Source organism: Paenibacillus kyungheensis (genome assembly GCF_028606985.1).
Lineage (GTDB): Bacteria > Bacillota > Bacilli > Paenibacillales > Paenibacillaceae > Saccharibacillus > Saccharibacillus kyungheensis.
Genome location: NZ_CP117416.1, coordinates 49,861 through 67,500, shown reverse-complemented (window position 1 = coordinate 67,500; position 17,640 = coordinate 49,861). Strand labels below are relative to the sequence as shown.

At 40.5% G+C, this 17,640-nt stretch carries 18 protein-coding genes (1 of these 18 only partly in view); all 18 read right to left on the bottom strand.

Going from position 1 to position 17,640, the window contains the following annotated elements; genetic code table 11:
• A protein-coding gene (gene lysS / locus PQ456_RS00310; protein WP_273614341.1) for a lysine--tRNA ligase crosses the window boundary here: on the bottom strand, positions 1-62 show its start. Its footprint begins 1,471 nt before the window's first position; 62 of the gene's 1,533 nt are visible here — the first part of the coding sequence; its start codon is at positions 60-62; the stop codon falls past the left edge of the window.
• A 281-nt stretch (positions 63-343) separates the two neighbouring features.
• On the bottom strand, positions 344-823 hold the full coding sequence (greA, locus tag PQ456_RS00305) for a transcription elongation factor GreA (RefSeq protein WP_204827326.1): 480 nt from the start codon (positions 821-823) through the stop codon (positions 344-346).
• Positions 824-1,062: 239 nt separating this feature from the next.
• Complete coding sequence (dusB, locus tag PQ456_RS00300; protein WP_204827325.1) at positions 1,063-2,094, bottom strand: tRNA dihydrouridine synthase DusB; 1,032 nt, start codon at positions 2,092-2,094, stop codon at positions 1,063-1,065.
• Positions 2,095-2,202: 108 nt separating this feature from the next.
• Positions 2,203-2,733, bottom strand: coding sequence for a 2-amino-4-hydroxy-6-hydroxymethyldihydropteridine diphosphokinase (gene folK, locus PQ456_RS00295; RefSeq protein ID WP_273614340.1), 531 nt, complete (start codon positions 2,731-2,733; stop codon positions 2,203-2,205).
• Between the two features lie 9 nt (positions 2,734-2,742).
• A complete protein-coding gene (gene folB, locus PQ456_RS00290; RefSeq protein WP_273614339.1) occupies positions 2,743-3,105 on the bottom strand; it encodes a dihydroneopterin aldolase in 363 nt (120 codons plus the stop codon).
• A gap of 38 nt (positions 3,106-3,143) precedes the next feature.
• Positions 3,144-4,001: a dihydropteroate synthase gene (gene folP / locus PQ456_RS00285; RefSeq protein ID WP_420540632.1), complete on the bottom strand. Its 858-nt coding sequence runs from the start codon at positions 3,999-4,001 to the stop codon at positions 3,144-3,146.
• Positions 3,998-4,900: an aminodeoxychorismate lyase gene (pabC, locus tag PQ456_RS00280; protein WP_273614338.1), complete on the bottom strand. Its 903-nt coding sequence runs from the start codon at positions 4,898-4,900 to the stop codon at positions 3,998-4,000. Before pabC ends, folP begins: the two co-directional genes overlap by 4 nt.
• Positions 4,897-5,484, bottom strand: coding sequence for an aminodeoxychorismate/anthranilate synthase component II (pabA, locus tag PQ456_RS00275; RefSeq protein ID WP_273614337.1), 588 nt, complete (start codon positions 5,482-5,484; stop codon positions 4,897-4,899). Before pabA ends, pabC begins: the two co-directional genes overlap by 4 nt.
• A complete protein-coding gene (locus tag PQ456_RS00270) occupies positions 5,481-7,085 on the bottom strand; it encodes an anthranilate synthase component I family protein (protein ID WP_273614336.1) in 1,605 nt (534 codons plus the stop codon). The genes pabA and PQ456_RS00270 overlap by 4 nt, the downstream gene beginning before the upstream one ends.
• Before the next feature lie 236 nt (positions 7,086-7,321).
• On the bottom strand, positions 7,322-8,260 hold the full coding sequence (cysK, locus tag PQ456_RS00265; protein WP_273614335.1) for a cysteine synthase A: 939 nt from the start codon (positions 8,258-8,260) through the stop codon (positions 7,322-7,324).
• A gap of 188 nt (positions 8,261-8,448) precedes the next feature.
• A complete protein-coding gene (locus PQ456_RS00260; RefSeq protein WP_273614334.1) occupies positions 8,449-9,357 on the bottom strand; it encodes a peptidylprolyl isomerase in 909 nt (302 codons plus the stop codon).
• Between the two features lie 14 nt (positions 9,358-9,371).
• Entirely contained in the window at positions 9,372-10,268 is an 897-nt protein-coding gene (gene hslO, locus PQ456_RS00255) for an Hsp33 family molecular chaperone HslO (RefSeq protein ID WP_273614333.1), read from the bottom strand.
• Positions 10,269-10,327: 59 nt separating this feature from the next.
• Entirely contained in the window at positions 10,328-11,140 is an 813-nt protein-coding gene (locus PQ456_RS00250; protein ID WP_273614332.1) for a type III pantothenate kinase, read from the bottom strand.
• Between the two features lie 6 nt (positions 11,141-11,146).
• Positions 11,147-12,013, bottom strand: coding sequence for a carboxylating nicotinate-nucleotide diphosphorylase (nadC, locus tag PQ456_RS00245; protein WP_273614331.1), 867 nt, complete (start codon positions 12,011-12,013; stop codon positions 11,147-11,149).
• Positions 12,003-13,646 carry an L-aspartate oxidase gene (gene nadB, locus PQ456_RS00240; RefSeq protein ID WP_273614330.1) on the bottom strand — a complete coding sequence of 548 codons (1,644 nt, stop codon included), beginning with the start codon at positions 13,644-13,646 and terminating at the stop codon, positions 12,003-12,005. Before nadB ends, nadC begins: the two co-directional genes overlap by 11 nt.
• A 20-nt stretch (positions 13,647-13,666) precedes the next feature.
• Complete coding sequence (gene nadA, locus PQ456_RS00235) at positions 13,667-14,611, bottom strand: quinolinate synthase NadA (protein WP_273614329.1); 945 nt, start codon at positions 14,609-14,611, stop codon at positions 13,667-13,669.
• 282 nt (positions 14,612-14,893) lie between these two features.
• Positions 14,894-16,948: an ATP-dependent zinc metalloprotease FtsH gene (ftsH, locus tag PQ456_RS00230; protein ID WP_273614328.1), complete on the bottom strand. Its 2,055-nt coding sequence runs from the start codon at positions 16,946-16,948 to the stop codon at positions 14,894-14,896.
• A 143-nt stretch (positions 16,949-17,091) separates the two neighbouring features.
• Positions 17,092-17,631, bottom strand: a complete 540-nt coding sequence (gene hpt / locus PQ456_RS00225) for a hypoxanthine phosphoribosyltransferase (RefSeq protein WP_273614327.1) — start codon at positions 17,629-17,631, stop codon at positions 17,092-17,094.
• Positions 17,632-17,640 lie beyond the last annotated feature (9 nt).

The window sequence follows — 17,640 nt, the reverse complement described above, 5'->3', positions numbered from 1 at the left end:
TCGCTTATTTCGTTTTCATTATCCATCTCTTCTGGATTGGGGTTTACATTTTCTTCAGACATTGCTGAACTTCAACTCCTTCAAAGTAGTACCTGTTTGCTATATTTCATATCTTTTGTTCATCTTACATACATGCTATGAAATATACACTATGACTATAGTGTACCTGATTTGACAGTATTCATAAATCTATAAAACGATTTTACATGATAATATCTGCGCAACATTTGCGAAATGTCCATATATTATGTGTTCATTTCAAGAAAAAAGCTTCCCAAAGGAAGCTTTTTCATAGGATATAACATAAATACGATCTACTTATCTCAACATACATAAGGCAATCTTATTTTTTGATTTCAAGAATTTTGTACTGAATTACACCGCCAGCAGGAACGCTAACATCAACGGTTGTTCCTTTTTGCTTACCAAGAATAGCTTTACCTACAGGACTTTCATTTGAAATCTTATTCTGTGAAGGATTCGATTCAGCACTACCTACAATGGTATATTCCATTGTATCGCCAAATTCCATATCTTCTACGATTACAGTAGCACCAATACTTACGATATCCGTAACAATCTCATCGCTATTGATAATACGAGCGTTGCGTAGCAACTTTTCAAGTGTAATAATGCGTCCTTCGATAAATGCTTGTTCATTCTTAGCATCTTCATATTCGGAGTTCTCACTAATATCACCGTACCCGATAGCAACTTTAATTCGCTCTGCTACTTCACGTCGTTTTACAGATTTAAGCATTTCTAGCTCGTCTTCCAGCTTCTTCAGACCGTCCTGTGTTAAAATGACTTCTTTGTCGCTCATCTCAACCGATTCTCCTGTCATGTGAATAATTTTCGCTCATCGCGCTTCGGGGTTTCTTGTCGAAATGATGATTGGATTAGGGATTCCCCAAAGAGGCTTAATTACTGTATCTAAACCTTTAGTTCAGGCAAATTTATACTGAAAAAGTATATGGGAATGATTACGAAATGTCAATAAAAAGGCAGGAACAGTATCAAACCCTGTATCCTGCCTTAATTATTCCTATACATTGCGTAGATTTAGATACTGCAAACTTGCTCTACTTCTTCTAATTCGTTTCCCGGAGAACTTAGTTCGCCTTGAGGTAATCCTTCTAGGAAATTGTGCAAAATCTGTACCATTTCATCACGTTTAACTTCTTCCATAATCGAGTCCTTGATTTTAGCTGATCCTTTTATTCCTTTTAGATACCAGGAAAGGTGTTTGCGCATTTCTCGAACTGCCACATGCTCGCCTTTGAGATTAATCAAACGATCCATATGCAAAATAGCTATTCTGATTTTCTCTTCTGCTGTAGGCTCGGATAGCAATTGTCCTGTTTTTAAAAATTCAATCGTACGATATAACATCCACGGATTACCTAGTGCTCCGCGTCCAATCATAACTCCATCGCAACCAGTTGTATCTAACATACGCTTGGCATCTTCAGGAGTAACAACATCCCCATTCCCGATAACAGGAATAGAGACTGCTTCTTTGGCTTGTTTGATATAAGACCAGTCTGCTTGCCCTGTATATAGCTGCTGACGTGTACGACCATGAACGCTGACTGCTTTACCGCCTGCATCTGCTACAGCTTTGACATTATCGACCACAAAAATATGATCGCTATCCCAACCGATACGCATTTTCACTGTAACAGGCTTGCTTACATTAGCTACGACAGCAGCAACCATTTCATTGATCTTGTTTGGATCAAGTAACCATTTCGCTCCTGCATCGCTTTTATTAATTTTGGGCGCAGGGCAACCCATATTGATATCTATAATGTCTGCATTGGTATCTTGATCCACCACTTTGGCGGCGGCAACTAGCGATTCACGATCTCCACCAAAAATCTGCAAACTTAAAGGCTTCTCACGCTCGTCGACAAATAACATTTCGTGTGTGCGCTTGTTACCGTTCAAAATAGCTTTATCACTGACCATCTCAGCACAGACTAGACCTGTACCAAATTCTTTGGCTATCAAACGAAAAGCAGGGTTACATACTCCAGCCATAGGCGCGAGTACGACCTGATTTTTCATTTCTATATCACCGATCTTTAACATTCGGGTTCACTCCTTGTATCTCTATCCATGGTTTACGATCAAAACAAGCGACTGATTCCCTGTATCAAAAAGCAGATTGTATAATCTGCGGTTTATTTTAATTTTGAACTATAAGGGCATCGTAAAAGCTTTGACATAATGAATCCCTTGTTGTTCGGCTTCAATATCACTTAATGATTGCTGAATCGACTGAAATAACTCGGGATGATGATCAGACGATACTAATTCTGCTAACGGAACCAGTACAAAAGCTCGTTCATGCATTCGTGGATGAGGTAATTCTAAACGTTCGGTATGCAGTTGTTGATTGTCCATCCATAACAAATCCAGATCCACTGTACGTGGTCCCCAGCGAATATCTCGTACCCGACCTAACTTATTTTCTACATCCAACATACTCATTAATAATGATTCCGGTTCTAATGTTGTACGTAACATCAATACCATATTGAGAAAAGAAGGTTGATCGATATATCCGACAGGAGCAGTCTCGTACAGACCTGAACAATGAACAATCTCTATATCGGAATGATCATTCAGCATCTGTATAGCTTCTGTTAAGGTCTGCTCACGATCGCCCAAATTAGCGCCTAAAGCAATATAAGCCTCTGAGTATTCAGAGGGAACAGATGACTTCATGACAAATTCTCACTTTCGTGTACGCCGCAATTCCACAGTAACGCCTTGAAAATGAATATCAAATGGTGGATGAGGCTTGGTTACTCTTACCGTTAGTGCATGTACATCAGTATAAGCGTCCAATAAAGAGGATGCAATATATTCTGCTAGAGCTTCAATCAATTTAAATGATTGCTGTTCTACTACCTGTTTTACTTTTTCATGAATTTCAGCATAGTTGATCGTGGTGCTAAGATCATCGGTCTGACCTGCTGTTGATAGATCCATTTCTAATTCTAAGTCGACATAGAAACGTTGGCCTAATTTACGTTCTTCTTCAAAAACACCATGATACCCATAATACTCCATACGTGTCAGAATCATTTTATCCATAACGGCATACTCCTTCTATATATAAATTATATAAATTGTTAGTTCTTATGATGCCGAGTAGACTGTACCATCGCATCACACATTACTGCCATTCGTTTATTCTGCTTAATATCATGCACACGAATAATCTGACAACCTTGAGCAATTCCAAAAGCAGTCGTAGCTGTCGTTCCTTCTACTACATCATGAGCAGGTAGATCCAAAACAGTTCGAATAAACTTTTTGCGTGAAGTTCCTAGTAATAACGGATACCCTAGTGAAGATAACTGATCAAGCTCCATCATTAGCTGTAAATTATGGTCTGCTGTTTTGGCAAATCCAATACCTGGATCTAAAATAATATGCTCTGCTTGTACACCTGCTTGTAGCGCTTGATCGATACAGTATTGAAGATCATGACGTACATCTGCAACAAAATTCGTATAATCCATATTATCTCGATTGTGCATCAAAATAATCGGGCACTGTGCAGAAGCTGCTACTTGTAACATTAAAGGATCGGCTTGTCCGCCCCATACATCGTTGATGATATGAGCACCTGTCTGTAATGCTTGTCTGGCGACTTCTGCTTTGTACGTATCAATCGATAACGGAATATGAGGAGCTTCCCGGTGCAAAGCTTCAATAATCGGAAGTACACGTTCTAATTCTTGCTCAGCAGATACCGGATCATGCCCCGGACGAGTAGATTCTCCGCCAATATCAATCAGATCTGCTCCATCTTGCATCATTTGCAAAGCATGTTCAACAGCACGATCAATTGATGTATATTGTCCACCATCGGAAAAAGAATCCGGCGTAACATTCAAAATGCCCATTATTAAAGTTGAATCTCCAAGTGTTACAGTAGCGGAACCCATATTGTATGTTCTTGTGTAGCGAATAGGCTGTTTCACTGCTGATAAGCCTCCTTCTGGTAAGCATAAGCTAATTGAAAAGTCATAGAGTTGGAAAGAAGCTCAGGAAGCAGATATGTTGCTGTATGTGCTAACAATTGCTTAACAGGTACTATTTCTTGAATAGAATTCGTTAAAAGCACTTCATCTGCTTCTAGTAACTGCTTCCATGTATAAAAACCTTCATGCACTGTTATTCCAGCAGACTCTGCTAATTGAATCACAAAAGCACGTGTAATACCCGGTAATATCCCTGTATCTATAGCAGGTGTGTATAATTGTTGATTTTTTACAAAAAACACATTACTCACAATGCCTTCTGCTATATATTGTTCTTTGGTCAGCATTAATCCTTCTACAGCAGTAGCAGGGTGATCTTGATACTGTATTAATTCGCGCTTACCCAAAATGCTATTCATATAATGGAGTGATTTGAGACGAATATCGCCTTCTGGTGTATTCCGTAAGGTGTGTAAGCGACGCAATGACTTGCTATGAGTATATAAATGATCTGCAAGCGAAATAGAATCAAGGCGAGCTGGAGGTAGCGACTTGGCATAGATCACGATAGTAGGCTGTTCATATTCTCCTGAAGGTAAACCTAATATATCGGTTCCTGCTGTAACCGTATAACGAATATAAGCATCTGATAATTGGTTAGCGATCATTAATTGCTGAATCTGTTCAGATATATCGTTGACTGACTCATTCCAGATGATTCCTAAGGACTGGCAACTTGTCGATAATCTTAATAGATGTTGTTCTAATAAAAACGGCTGGCCATTATACGTACGAAACGTCTCAAACAATCCCATTCCATACAAAAAGCCGTGATCCATGACAGAGACCACGGCTTGATCTGTAGCAGTAATGTGCCCATTTAAACATACATAGTTCATACGGTTGGTGCTTTATCTACTTTACGACTCAAAAAGCTACGCAACATCTCATGTCCATGATCCGTTACAATCGATTCTGGATGGAATTGTACACCTTCCACTGCATACTCTTTGTGACGCAGACCCATAATCTCGCCTTCAGCCGTCTCAGCCGTAATTTCTAGACAATCAGGTAAACTTTCACGCTCAACAATCAGCGAATGGTAACGGGTCGCTGTAAATGGAGAAGGTAAATTTTCAAAAACAGATGCTTTGTCATGCAGGATAGGCGAAGTCTTGCCATGCATTAATCGCTCAGCACGAATCACATTACCACCAAATGCTTGACCGATCGCTTGATGACCGAGACAAACGCCAAAGATCGGAATATCGCCTTTGAAATTTTCAATAACGTCTAACGTAATACCAGCTTCTGTTGGTGTACATGGACCCGGGGATAATAAAATATGATCTGGTGCCATTGCACGAATACCTGCCATATCAATCTCATCATTACGACGAACGACTACCTCTTCACCCAATTCGCCTAAATATTGTACAAGGTTGTACGTAAATGAATCGTAGTTATCTATTACAAGTATCATAATATCCTCCCTTTCTCTGCTTGCACTTGATCATGTTGTTCACTTAACATCACTGCTCTAGCGATCGCTCTAGACTTGTTAAAACATTCGCGATATTCACGATAAGGTTCAGAATCGATCACTACACCAGCTCCTGCTTGCATATAAGCTATATTGTCTTTGACCGTTAATGTTCTAATAATAATATTTAATTCCATATTACCATTATAGTCAATCCAGCCCATCGAACCGGTATATGCACCACGACGTGTCTGTTCTAACTCTTCGATAATTTCCATCGTACGCACTTTCGGTGCACCTGTAATCGTTCCACCGGGAAATACAGCGGCTATTACATCATATACATCTTTGGAATCCGCTAATTCTCCTTCAACTCCAGATACTAAATGCATCACATGCGAATACCGTTCGATCGTCATCAATTCAGGCACACGTACTGTTCCATATTTGGCGATTCGTCCTAGATCATTACGTTGAAGATCGACGAGCATAATATGTTCGGCACGTTCTTTCTCATTAGATAAAAGATCATCTTCCATCGCTTGATCTTCGATATCTGTTGTTCCTCTACGCCTTGTACCCGCTATCGGTCGTGCAGACACTTTGCCATCTACTACACGCACTAACAGTTCAGGCGAAGCAGATACTAAATGAAAATCAGGTGTACGCAACAATCCCATGTACGGAGAAGGATTGGTTAAACGTAACCATTCGTATACCGATTCAGGTGTTGAAGTTAACGGTCGCTGACTGCGTAACGATAAATTGACTTGAAATACATCACCCTGACGGATATACTCCTGAATCGTCTGTACTGCTTTTTCAAATTGAACTTGAGCAAATTCTGTCTCAAATCCATATCCATCTGTACGTGAATTGGTTAATGCTATAGGATGTTCGGCCAAAAATTGCTTGCGTGCTAATGTAGAGGATAGCTGTGACTGCTGGATGATCTGTTGCCACTCCTCAGCCATTTGCATCGCGCATGTAGCCGCATGATCATAATCTTGTTGATGATCTGTATGTTCATTTATCGATGTATGCACACAGCAGTATAGTTGCTTTTCCAAATGATCGATTACCCATACTTGATTGAACTTCATCCATAAATAATCTGGCATTCCAAGATCATTGCTCAAATGATCTGGTAATTTTTCTAAAGAACGAGCTACATCATAGCTAAGAAAACCAACGCATCCGCCTGTAAAAGGGGGTACTTCTGCTAATCTAGGTGCACGATCGGTAGACATCCATGTTCGTAATATATCTAAAGGCTTGCCTGTATACGATGCACCAGCGATATATTCAGGCTGTGCTTGTTGCCACGATAATATAGGAGTGGTGCTTGTTGCATTTCGAATATGCGCTTGTCCATCTTGACCGCTAAGAATAGAGATAGGAGAAAGTCCAAGATAGCTGTATCTACCGCTTTTTCCATTTTCCAATATAAATGAATATGGCATCTGTTCTTGCCACAATTGTTCCCAACTATCAGGTAATAGCTGATCTTGCAAAGGAATCTGCACGATATAAGGCAACTGTGTATATCCTGTTGCTTGCCAGTCTGTCCATTGTTGAAATGATGTATATACTTTGGTCAATCGATCTTCCTCCAACCTCATGATCTATTCGTTGTCGTTAGTATACTAAAGCGTAGATCGAATGAGAAGATGCGAGAAATAAAAAAGCTTCTATCCCTATGCCATATAGACAAGGGTAGAAGCTTTTATTACATATTGATTCAGCCTATAACCTAATGATCAATAGATCACTTAATTCCAATACGGAAACATCAGTACATCTAGCAACACTATTTTATACCGAGATGTTATTAGGATTAAGATTCAAAGTTGTATAATGGCGTACTAAGGTAACGCTCACCATTACTTGCAATGATCACAACTACACGTTTACCTGTACCTAATTCTTTTGCTACTTGTAGAGCGGCTTTGATCGCTGCACCTGAAGAAATACCTGTAAGAATTCCTTCTTCTTTGGCTACACGACGAGCCCATTCAAAAGCTTCTTCATTTTCAACATGAATAATCTCATCATAAATATTTTGGTTCAAAATCTCAGGAATAAAGTTAGCACCGATCCCTTGAATTTTGTGAGGACCTGGTTGTCCACCTGCCAAAATAGGAGAAGCCGCAGGTTCTACAGCATAAATTTTGATCTCTGGGAAAGATTGTTTTAACACTTCACCTGCTCCAGAAATAGTACCGCCTGTACCGATACCTGCTACAAAAGCATCTAAAGTTCCACCGATAGAACCGATTGCTTCTACAATTTCAGGACCTGTTGTTTCGCGGTGAATTTTAACGTTTGCTTTATTTTTAAATTGCTCTGCAATAAAGTAATCTGGATTTTCACTCAAAATCGTTTCTGCTTTTTTGACAGCTCCATTCATACCTTCTGATCCTGGAGTAAGAACCAATTCCGCTCCATATGCACGAAGCAAATTACGACGTTCAATACTCATTGTCTCAGGCATTACAATTACACATTTATATCCTTTAGCAGCAGCGACCATAGCCAGACCAATCCCTGTGTTACCACTGGTTGCTTCAACGATCGTACCACCAGGTTTGAGTAAACCTTGTTTTTCCGCTTCTTCTACGATGCTGATTGCAATTCGATCTTTGACACTGGAACCCGGATTCTGATATTCAAGCTTCAGATAAATATCTGCGCTTCCTTCAGGAACGATACTATTCAACTTAACTAGTGGTGTTCCTCCGATAAGTTCTGTAATGTTATTGACGACTTTTGTCATGCCTATAGCCCTCCTTCAAATGATTGAACGTAGCCGCGAATATAAACTCTATTCTATATGTCTAATCTACGCTATTCCGAGTAAAATAGTAGGTTTTAATATACTTTTATATTATCAATCTGTCACAGCGTTGTCAATCTAGCATTTCGCAAAAATCACATGAAATAGATCAGATAGAGCAAATATTTTTACTCTGCTACAGATAAAATATACGCATTGTATTTTTCTCTTAATTGTTGCTCGATTTCTGTTAGCGGTTTGGCTTGTCCAAGTGCAATTTTGCGTCTTGCTGTTTCCCGGCTTAACGTCTGCTCGGACGAAGGCGCAGGACGAATATCGGTGACTTGTACAATTGCATAATGACCTGTACTCAGCGCAATCGGCCCGACAATATCACCTGCTTGCATATCTTGAATCGCTTTTAACAATTCAGGCGGTTGAAAAGGATCATCTTGATCTATCCATCCAAGTGCTCCACCTTGTGGAGCTGAAAATGTATCTACAGACATCGACTGTGCTACTGCCGAAAATACTTCCCCTTGATCGATACGTTCAATCGCCTGTTGCGCAGACGATTCATTGTCTAATTCAATCCATGACAAATCAAATTGATGTTTGGTCATCGATTGCTTGTATTGCTTCAAGTACGCATCTACTTCTGCATCAGTAATGTTGATATCTGCTGTAGCGATCTTTTCCAATTCAATCTGATATTCCGATTCTTGTCTCAGATCATCTGCACTCAATCCAAATTGAGTATTCATTTCCTGATAAAAGTCTGCTGGTGAAGAATATCCGCTAATACGCTCTGCTAGATCATCTTGAATCTCTTCTTCACTGACTGCAATATGGCGTGCTTGTACTTCTAGCTTAACCGCTTGATGATTAAGCATTTGTGTCAAAATTTCTTTGCCATATCTTCTTTTTAATTCATTTACCCATTCTTGTTCACTAATTGACTCATTACCTACCATCGCTACTGTCGAAGAGCTAGAATGTTGAACTGCCCGGATGACCCAAAAGGCACCGAGCAGCATAATAATTACAGATAATAAGACCAAGACGGCTGTCCATACAGGTGATCTGCCTCTAGTCATATATTTAAAATTCCTTAACTTTTAGCTTCAGCAAGGATAGATTCCAGATCTTGACGATTGAATAAATGCTTTTCACCACAGAAATGACATACCACTTCTGCTTGTCCATCTTCTTCAATCAATTGTGTTAATTCATATTCACCCAGACTCATCAATGTCTGTTCTACACGTTTGCGAGAACAAGGGCAATAGAAGCGTACATCCGATGTTTCCATTACTTCTGCATCAGGTACAACGCGGCGTAACAGTTCTTCCAGTTCTAATCCTTCTGCTAAAAGAGTCGTTACTGGTGGCAATGAACCTATGGATTGTTCAATTTGATCAATCTCAGCATCAGTAAGACCTGGCAACAATTGAATAATAAATCCACCTGCTACAATCACAGAATTGTCGGTATCGACCAATACACCTATTCCTACAGCAGAAGGAGTCTGTTCAGACTTAGCGAAATAGTACGTAAAGTCTTCGCCCAGTTCTCCTGAAATAATCGGCACGCTTCCGCGGTACGGATCTTTAAGCCCTAAATCTTTAATCACATATACAAATCCTTCTGTACCTACTGCTCCAGCTACATCTAATTTCCCCATTGCATTACTTGGCAAATGAACATGTGGATTATCGACATATCCGCGCACTTCGCCTTTAGCATTAGCATCCGCTACGATCTGTCCAAGTGGTCCGTCGCCTTTTACTTGTAGCGTTAATTTTTCTTCTCCTTTAAGCATTGCACCCATCATTGCTGCTGTTGTTAGTGTACGACCCATAGCTGCTGTTGCTGTGGGCCATGTATCATGACGTTGACGTGCTTCTTCGACTAAATGAGTAGAACGAATAGCAAATGCACGTACTTTGCCACCTAATGCTATACCACGGACCAAAAGATCCGGTTTTGTGTGATTTTGATTTTCCATTTGTAATGGCTCCCCTCGTTGCTCTTGCTGTATATTCCAATGAGCATGTTCTTCTATTTTTATTTAGACGCTTTAGGCGTACCAAAAGTTTTGTCTATATTGGTTGTAACTATATTACGTTCATAAATCAAACGCAATCCTTCAAGAGTAAGCATCGGATTCACTTCATCTACCGTTTCGGTTTCACTGGAAATGAGTTCTGCCAAACCACCAGTCGCAATAACTTTACCGATAACGCCCATTTCTGCATGAATTCGTTTGACGATACCATCCACTTGACCTGCGTATCCATATATAATACCAGATTGCATCGCATGAACGGTATTGCGTCCTATCACTTTTTTAGGTTTTTCGAGTTCAATATTAGGTAATTTAGAAGCACGTTGATATAAAGCTTCTGTTGAAATACCAATTCCAGGTACAATCGCTCCACCTAAATAATCGCCTTTACTATCTATACAATCAAATGTTGTCGCTGTGCCAAAATCAACTACAATCACCGGTCCACCGTATTTAGCAACGGCTGCTACTGCATTCACTATCCGATCTGCTCCTACTTCGCGCGGGTTCTCATAACGCAAGTTCAGACCGGTGCGTATGCCCGGTCCGACAATCATAGGAGTATGATGTAAATATTTTCTGCACATTTCTTCTAACGTGTTCATAATCGGAGGAACCACAGAAGAAATAATAATACCTTTAATATGATCTATTGCAATTTTAGACATTTGAAAAAGATTATGCACCATCACACCATACTCATCTGGTGTTGCTTGTCGATTCGTATTGATGCGGAAATGATGAAGCAATTGTTCTCCTTCATACACGCCTAGAACAATATTCGTATTCCCTATATCGATCACCACTATCAAAGTGCGTCACTCCCCTTTCTTCGCACCCAAATCCAGACTAATATCCAGATTTTCAAAAGAATACGTCAATCTCCCTACTGATATAATATCAACACCTGTGGCTGCCAAGTTATAAATAGTCTCTAACGATACATTGCCTGATGCTTCGATCTTAACATGTGGTGCTTGCTGACGAATCATACGCACAGCTTCTTGCATACGTTCGGTCGGCATATTATCAAGCATAATGATATCTGCGCCCACAGTCAAAGCTTCTTGCACTTGCTCTATACTTTCAGTCTCCACTTCAATCGTCATCGTATGGGGAATCTGCTGACGTGCAGAAGTCACAGCTTCTGTAATCCCGCCTGCTGCTTTGATATGATTGTCTTTAATCATAACGGCATCATATAATCCAAAACGATGATTATGCCCTCCACCAACACGTACTGCATATTTTTCAAGCATCCGATGTCCTGGTGTTGTTTTGCGTGTATCGACTAAGCGTACCGGTAATTCTTGAATCGCATCTACATATTCACGAGTGCGAGTAGCGATCCCCGACATACGTTGCAATAGATTTAGCGCTAATCGCTCGCCTGTGAGTAGATGATGCGTACTGCCTTCTACTTCTGCAATGATATCACCTTTGTGTAGCTTTTGTCCTTCTTGAGCAATAGGTTGAAAGGTTAGATCAGGATGAACGGTATGAAATACTAACTCTGCAATCGCCAGCCCAGCAAGTATACCGTCTTGCTTAGCATGAATAACAGCACGACTGATATGTCCTTGTGGAATGGTAGTCGCTGTGGTGATATCGCCAGCGCCTACATCTTCTTTGAGCCATAACTTGATCCATTCGATAAGATTTTCCTGATAACCATTAAACATCATCACTACTCTCCTTTGTTAGCTCTTGATCGATTTGTTGTAAAATATGTTGTTGCCACTGATCATCGTTACGTTCTGGAAAATCTTCTCGATAATGTCCGCCACGACTTTCTTCCCGATAAAGAGCAGAACGCATAACGAGTAGCGCACAAGTTAGCATATTAGCCAGTTCTAGCGCTTCGCGAGTATTTAGAGGATATTCGAAAATGACAGCTAATGCTTCAAGCTTATCGATTCCTTCTTGAAGAGACGATGCTGTGCGACGAAGCCCTGCGTGTTGCCCCATAATTCCCTGTAATTCTAAGCGCCAGCTAATCCACTGCTCAGTAGAGTTTGTGAATTCAGGTACATTCTTATCATAAAAAAGATTCGTTTTGGGAAAAACACAATCTGTGTTTGATATATCTATTGAATTTAGTTGTAGAATTTGTTGTACGACTCTTTTGCCAAACACAATCGCTTCAGATAATGAATTACTAGCTAATCGATTTGCTCCATGAATACCTGTAGAAGATACTTCACCACAAGCAAACAATCGCTGCACACTGGTCGCTCCTTGCAGATCTGTTTTGATCCCACCCATCATATAATGAGCAGCTGGCGCTACGGGTATCCAATCTTGAGCAAGCTGTAGACCATAACTCATACAGGTCTCATAAATCGTTGGAAAACGGTGTTTTAATACTTCTTCTGTCTCATGTGTAATATCCAGATATACAAAAGCACTATCTTCTTTTTCCATTTCACTCATAATCGCTCTAGCTACAATATCGCGTGGTGCTAATTCTAGTAACGGATGATAATTTTTCATAAAAGCTTCGCCTTTGCGATTCCGTAAAATCGCTCCTTCTCCGCGCAACGCTTCTGAAATTAGAAAGCGTGGTGCACCAGGATAACACAATGCTGTCGGATGAAATTGAATAAATTCCATATCTCGTACCTGTGCTCCTGCACGATAAGCCATCGCTACTCCATCACCTGTAGCCACATCTGGGTTCGTTGTATATTGATATAATTGTCCACTACCACCTGAACAAATCACTGTTGCTTCTGCTTGTACGTAGACCAGACTATCATCCGGTTGCTTGACGACAACGCCTTTACATTCATTGTGCTCTGTTATGAAATCAATAGCGAAATGTTCATCCCAGACTTCAATTCGAGGATGTTCAGCTACATGTTGAGATAGCGCTCGAACAATCTCATACCCTGTAGAATCACCATTGGCATGTAAAATACGACGATGACTATGCGCACCTTCTCTGGTCAACTCTAACTGCCCATCAATCGTATCAAATAAAGTTCCCAACCTTATCAGTTCTTGTACCCCTGCTGGCCCTTCTTGCACAAGCACATCTACCGCAGATGAAGAACAAAGCCCTGCTCCTGCCAGCAATGTATCTTGACGATGATATAGAGGAGAATCATCAGTGGATATTACTGCCGCAATCCCGCCTTGTGCATAACGGGTATTGCTTTCTAACAGCGATTTCTTAGTGATCATAAGAACGTGCTTATATTCACTTGCCAAAATAGCAGCAAATAACCCTGCAATTCCTGAACCTATAATAATAACATCTACTTGTTTGTGAATATATTCACTCAAATGATAATCGATCAGGCGATTTGGGATCATTATGGTTTCCTCTCAATCGTTCAAGATGAAGATACTTGTAGCATCCGTTCTAACGAAACACGAGCTTGATCAGCAACAACAGGCGGTACATAAATTTGTGGTTTCATATGTTCAAGACAATTCACTAATTTTTTTAAATTATTCACTTTCATATTCGGGCATACTAAATATTTACTAGCAAAACGAAATGTTTTATCTGGACTATCTTTACGAAGCTGATAACCTGTACCGTCTTCTGTACCTACAATAAACTCCTGACAAGGCGATTCTTTGCAATATTTAATAATCGCTGTTGTACTGCCCACAAAGTCTCCTAAAGCTACCACATCTGGGCGACATTCAGGATGAACTACAAATTCAGACTGAGGGTATTTGGCTTTCATCTCCATCACGTCTTTGACGGTTAACATATCATGAGTATTACAATAGCCTTCCCAGATAATCATTTTTTTGTCTGTATGCTGTTGTACGTAATGCCCTAAGTTTTTATCAGGTACCCAGATAATTTCATCGGAATCTACAGATTGAATTACTTTAACAGCATTAGCAGAAGTACAGCAGATATCGGTTTCGGCTTTAATTTCAGCAGACGAATTGATATACGTTACTACTTTGGCATTTGGATGCTTTTCCTTTAAGCGACGCAATCCATCGACATTGACCATATCCGCCATCGGACAACCTGCACGTTCATCAGGAATAATCACTGTTTTGTTAGGTGCTAGAATCTTAGCACTTTCACCCATAAAATGAACTCCACAAAATACAATCGTATCGGCTTCAGTCTGAGCCGCTTTTTGCGCTAGCAAAAAAGAATCACCACGGAAATCAGCTACTTCTTGAATCTCATCTCGTTGATAATAATGAGCCAAAATAATTGCATTGCGTTCTTTTTTTAATTGTAAAAGACGTTCCCTGAGCTCTGCATCCCGTTCTGCTTTCTTTTCTAGTGCTAACGCTTCCATCGTAATCGCTCCTTTTCATTGTTTGAGATTCATTTCACAATGTTAGACAGACAAGTAGGTTCTAGGTCAGTAGAAAATTGCTGCTTAGAGAGTTTGTGAAAAATATCCCGTACTACAGTATAAGTTGTGTCTAATTTGTGATCAATGTTCAACCAATAATGTACACAATCCTATAGTCACTTGTCAATCAGTGAATTAGAGCAGGGATTTCATAACATACAAAAAAGCCCGAAGATCATAATGATCTTCGGGCTTTGATATTTGTTGCATCTGTCATATTGATTAAGAAGTAGGTGTGCTTCCACCTGTTCCATTTGGTCCACGATCTTCGCCAGGACCATTGGTAGGGCTGTTTGGAATATCGCCGTCTTTACCTAATCCAGGTGTAGATGGAGTGTTGTCTTTTTCCAAACTTAAAGAACCACCGATTGTATCTACAGTAGGTTCGCCACCTTCTGGTGTTTCCCCTGAACCGCTTGTGTTACCATCGCCATTTGTATCACTTAAAGATCCAGTTTCAATCAATTCTTTGATTTGTTCTAGATCCAATGTTTCTACTTCAAGCAATGTTTGAGCGATCAAATGCATTTCTCTTGAATGTTTTTGCAATAATTCGCGACAACGTTCGTAAGATTCCGTAATAAAACGGTGCATTTCTTGATCGATCTCATAAGCAATTTTATCACTATAGTTTTGCTCGTGTCCGATATCACGACCCAAGAATACTTGACCTTGAGCAGTACCGAATTGCATCGGTCCAAGCTTCTCACTCATACCGTATTCAACGATCATGCTACGTACGATACTTGTTGCTTGTTGGAAATCACTATATGCTCCAGTACCAATCTCGCCGATAAATAATTCTTCAGCAACACGTCCACCAAGCAATCCAGTAACTTTATCCAACAATTCCTGTTTCGTTACAAGCATACGGTCTTCTTTAGGAAGCATAATAACATACCCGCCAGCACGTCCACGCGGTACGATGGTTACTTTGTGTACCATATCCGCATGCTCCAAGAAATAACCGACAATCGTATGGCCCGCTTCATGATAAGCAACGATGCGTTTTTCACGATCACTAATAACACGACTACGTTTTTCTGTACCTACGATGATACGGTCAATTGCTTCATCAACCTCAGTCATCGAAATATCACGACGATTACGACGCGCAGCAAGCAATGCTGCTTCGTTCATCAAGTTCTCCAGATCTGCACCTGTAAAACCTGTTGTACGTTTCGCAATTGTATCCAATCTTACGTTAGACGTAAGTGGTTTGTTACGTGAGTGAACTTTCAGTACTGCTTCGCGACCTTTCACGTCTGGACGATCAACCGTAATTTGACGGTCAAAACGACCTGGACGTAACAATGCAGGGTCCAAAATATCCGGACGGTTGGTTGCAGCTACGATAATAATACCTTCGTTCGCTCCAAAACCATCCATTTCAACAAGGAGTTGGTTCAACGTTTGTTCACGTTCGTCATGACCGCCACCAAGACCTGCGCCCCGTTGACGACCGACTGCATCAATCTCATCGATGAAAATAATACATGGTGCATTTTTCTTCGCATTTTCAAACAAATCACGTACACGCGACGCACCGACACCGACAAACATTTCCACGAAATCAGAACCGGAAATGCTGAAGAACGGAACGCCTGCTTCTCCTGCTACTGCACGAGCAAGCAATGTTTTACCTGTACCCGGAGGACCTACAAGAAGTACCCCTTTAGGAATACGAGCTCCAACTGCGTTAAACTTACGTGGATCTTTAAGGAAATCAACAACTTCGACGAGTTCTTGTTTCTCTTCGTCAGCCCCTGCTACATCCTCAAATGTAATTTTTTTCTTCTCTTCGTTATACAAGCGAGCACGACTCTTACCAAAGTTCATCACTTTGCCGCCGCCACCCTGAGCTTGATTGAAAAGGAAGAAGAATAGAATAAACATGATCACAAGCGGTATCATCGAAGTGATAAATGACAACCAAATACTGTCGCCTTCCATCGGCTTGATGGTTACTTGTGTACCCCCATTGTCACTAGCTGTTTCGATCTCGTTGATCGCCGCATCAGTGGCAGGGATGTAAGAAGAAAACGCATTAGATTTAGCATCTGCTGGTTTATTTTTGTATTCACCTGTAACCAAATAGGCATAGTTATCAAACTGAACCGTAACAGAGGAGACATTACCAGCAGCAAGTGCTGCTTTAAGCTGATCATATCTTGGATTATCGGTAGCTTCACTTCCGTCACTAACGTAACGAACAATGCCCACCACGACTAAAAAAAGAATTAAATAGAAACCCGAATTCCGGATGAACCGATTCATCCCCTACCTCCTCTCGAGACACTTAAATTATTTTACCATAGCAAGACTTACGTTCTCAATAGAGCGCGAAGTCAAATAACAGATATTACGGTGTCGGACAATATATCGACACTTGGATATGCCTGTTATCAGAGCATAGGTAATTAGTTTGAATAAATTGCCGGCTTTAAAATCCCAATGTAGGGTAGATTCCGGTATTTCTCAGCATAGTCTAGACCGTATCCAACGATAAAAGCATCCGGAATAACAAACCCGGTATAATCTGCTTCTAAGTCGACCGTTCTGCCTGCTGGCTTATCGAAAAGAGTAACTACACGTACGCTACTAGCACTACGACCGCGCAATACCTCCATAAGGTAACTAAGCGTGAGTCCACTGTCAATAATGTCTTCTACAATCAGTACGTCTCGACCTTCTACAGAAACGTCTAGATCTTTAATGATTTTGACAACGCCGGATGATTTGGTAGATGCTCCATAACTGGATACCGCCATAAAATCAATCTCAAGCGGTACATCGATCCGCTTAACCAGATCCGCCATAAATACAAAAGCACCTTTTAATACACAAATCACAAGCGGGTTGCGACCCTTGTAATCTTCACTTAGCTTATTGCCAAGTTCTAAAATCTTCTGTTGAATCTCTTCTTCACTGATGAGTACTTCTTCAATGTCATTGCGCAACTTGGTTGA

What these genes read in the sequence shown, in the direction of transcription:
- nadC (WP_273614331.1), bottom strand. Translation starts at nt 12,013, where the DNA reads ATGATGTTTAATGGTTATCAGGAAAATCTTATCGAATGGATCAAGTTA.
- pabA (WP_273614337.1), bottom strand. Translation starts at nt 5,484, where the DNA reads ATGATACTTGTAATAGATAACTACGATTCATTTACGTACAACCTTGTA.
- greA (WP_204827326.1), bottom strand. Translation starts at nt 823, where the DNA reads ATGAGCGACAAAGAAGTCATTTTAACACAGGACGGTCTGAAGAAGCTG.
- nadA (WP_273614329.1), bottom strand. Translation starts at nt 14,611, where the DNA reads ATGGAAGCGTTAGCACTAGAAAAGAAAGCAGAACGGGATGCAGAGCTC.
- cysK (WP_273614335.1), bottom strand. Translation starts at nt 8,260, where the DNA reads ATGACAAAAGTCGTCAATAACATTACAGAACTTATCGGAGGAACACCA.
- dusB (WP_204827325.1), bottom strand. Translation starts at nt 2,094, where the DNA reads ATGTTAAAGATCGGTGATATAGAAATGAAAAATCAGGTCGTACTCGCG.
- nadB (WP_273614330.1), bottom strand. Translation starts at nt 13,646, where the DNA reads ATGATCCCAAATCGCCTGATCGATTATCATTTGAGTGAATATATTCAC.
- folB (WP_273614339.1), bottom strand. Translation starts at nt 3,105, where the DNA reads ATGGATAAAATGATTCTGACACGTATGGAGTATTATGGGTATCATGGT.
- hslO (WP_273614333.1), bottom strand. Translation starts at nt 10,268, where the DNA reads ATGGAAAATCAAAATCACACAAAACCGGATCTTTTGGTCCGTGGTATA.
- pabC (WP_273614338.1), bottom strand. Translation starts at nt 4,900, where the DNA reads ATGAACTATGTATGTTTAAATGGGCACATTACTGCTACAGATCAAGCC.
- folK (WP_273614340.1), bottom strand. Translation starts at nt 2,733, where the DNA reads ATGAAGTCATCTGTTCCCTCTGAATACTCAGAGGCTTATATTGCTTTA.
- PQ456_RS00260 (WP_273614334.1), bottom strand. Translation starts at nt 9,357, where the DNA reads ATGACTAGAGGCAGATCACCTGTATGGACAGCCGTCTTGGTCTTATTA.
- ftsH (WP_273614328.1), bottom strand. Translation starts at nt 16,948, where the DNA reads ATGAATCGGTTCATCCGGAATTCGGGTTTCTATTTAATTCTTTTTTTA.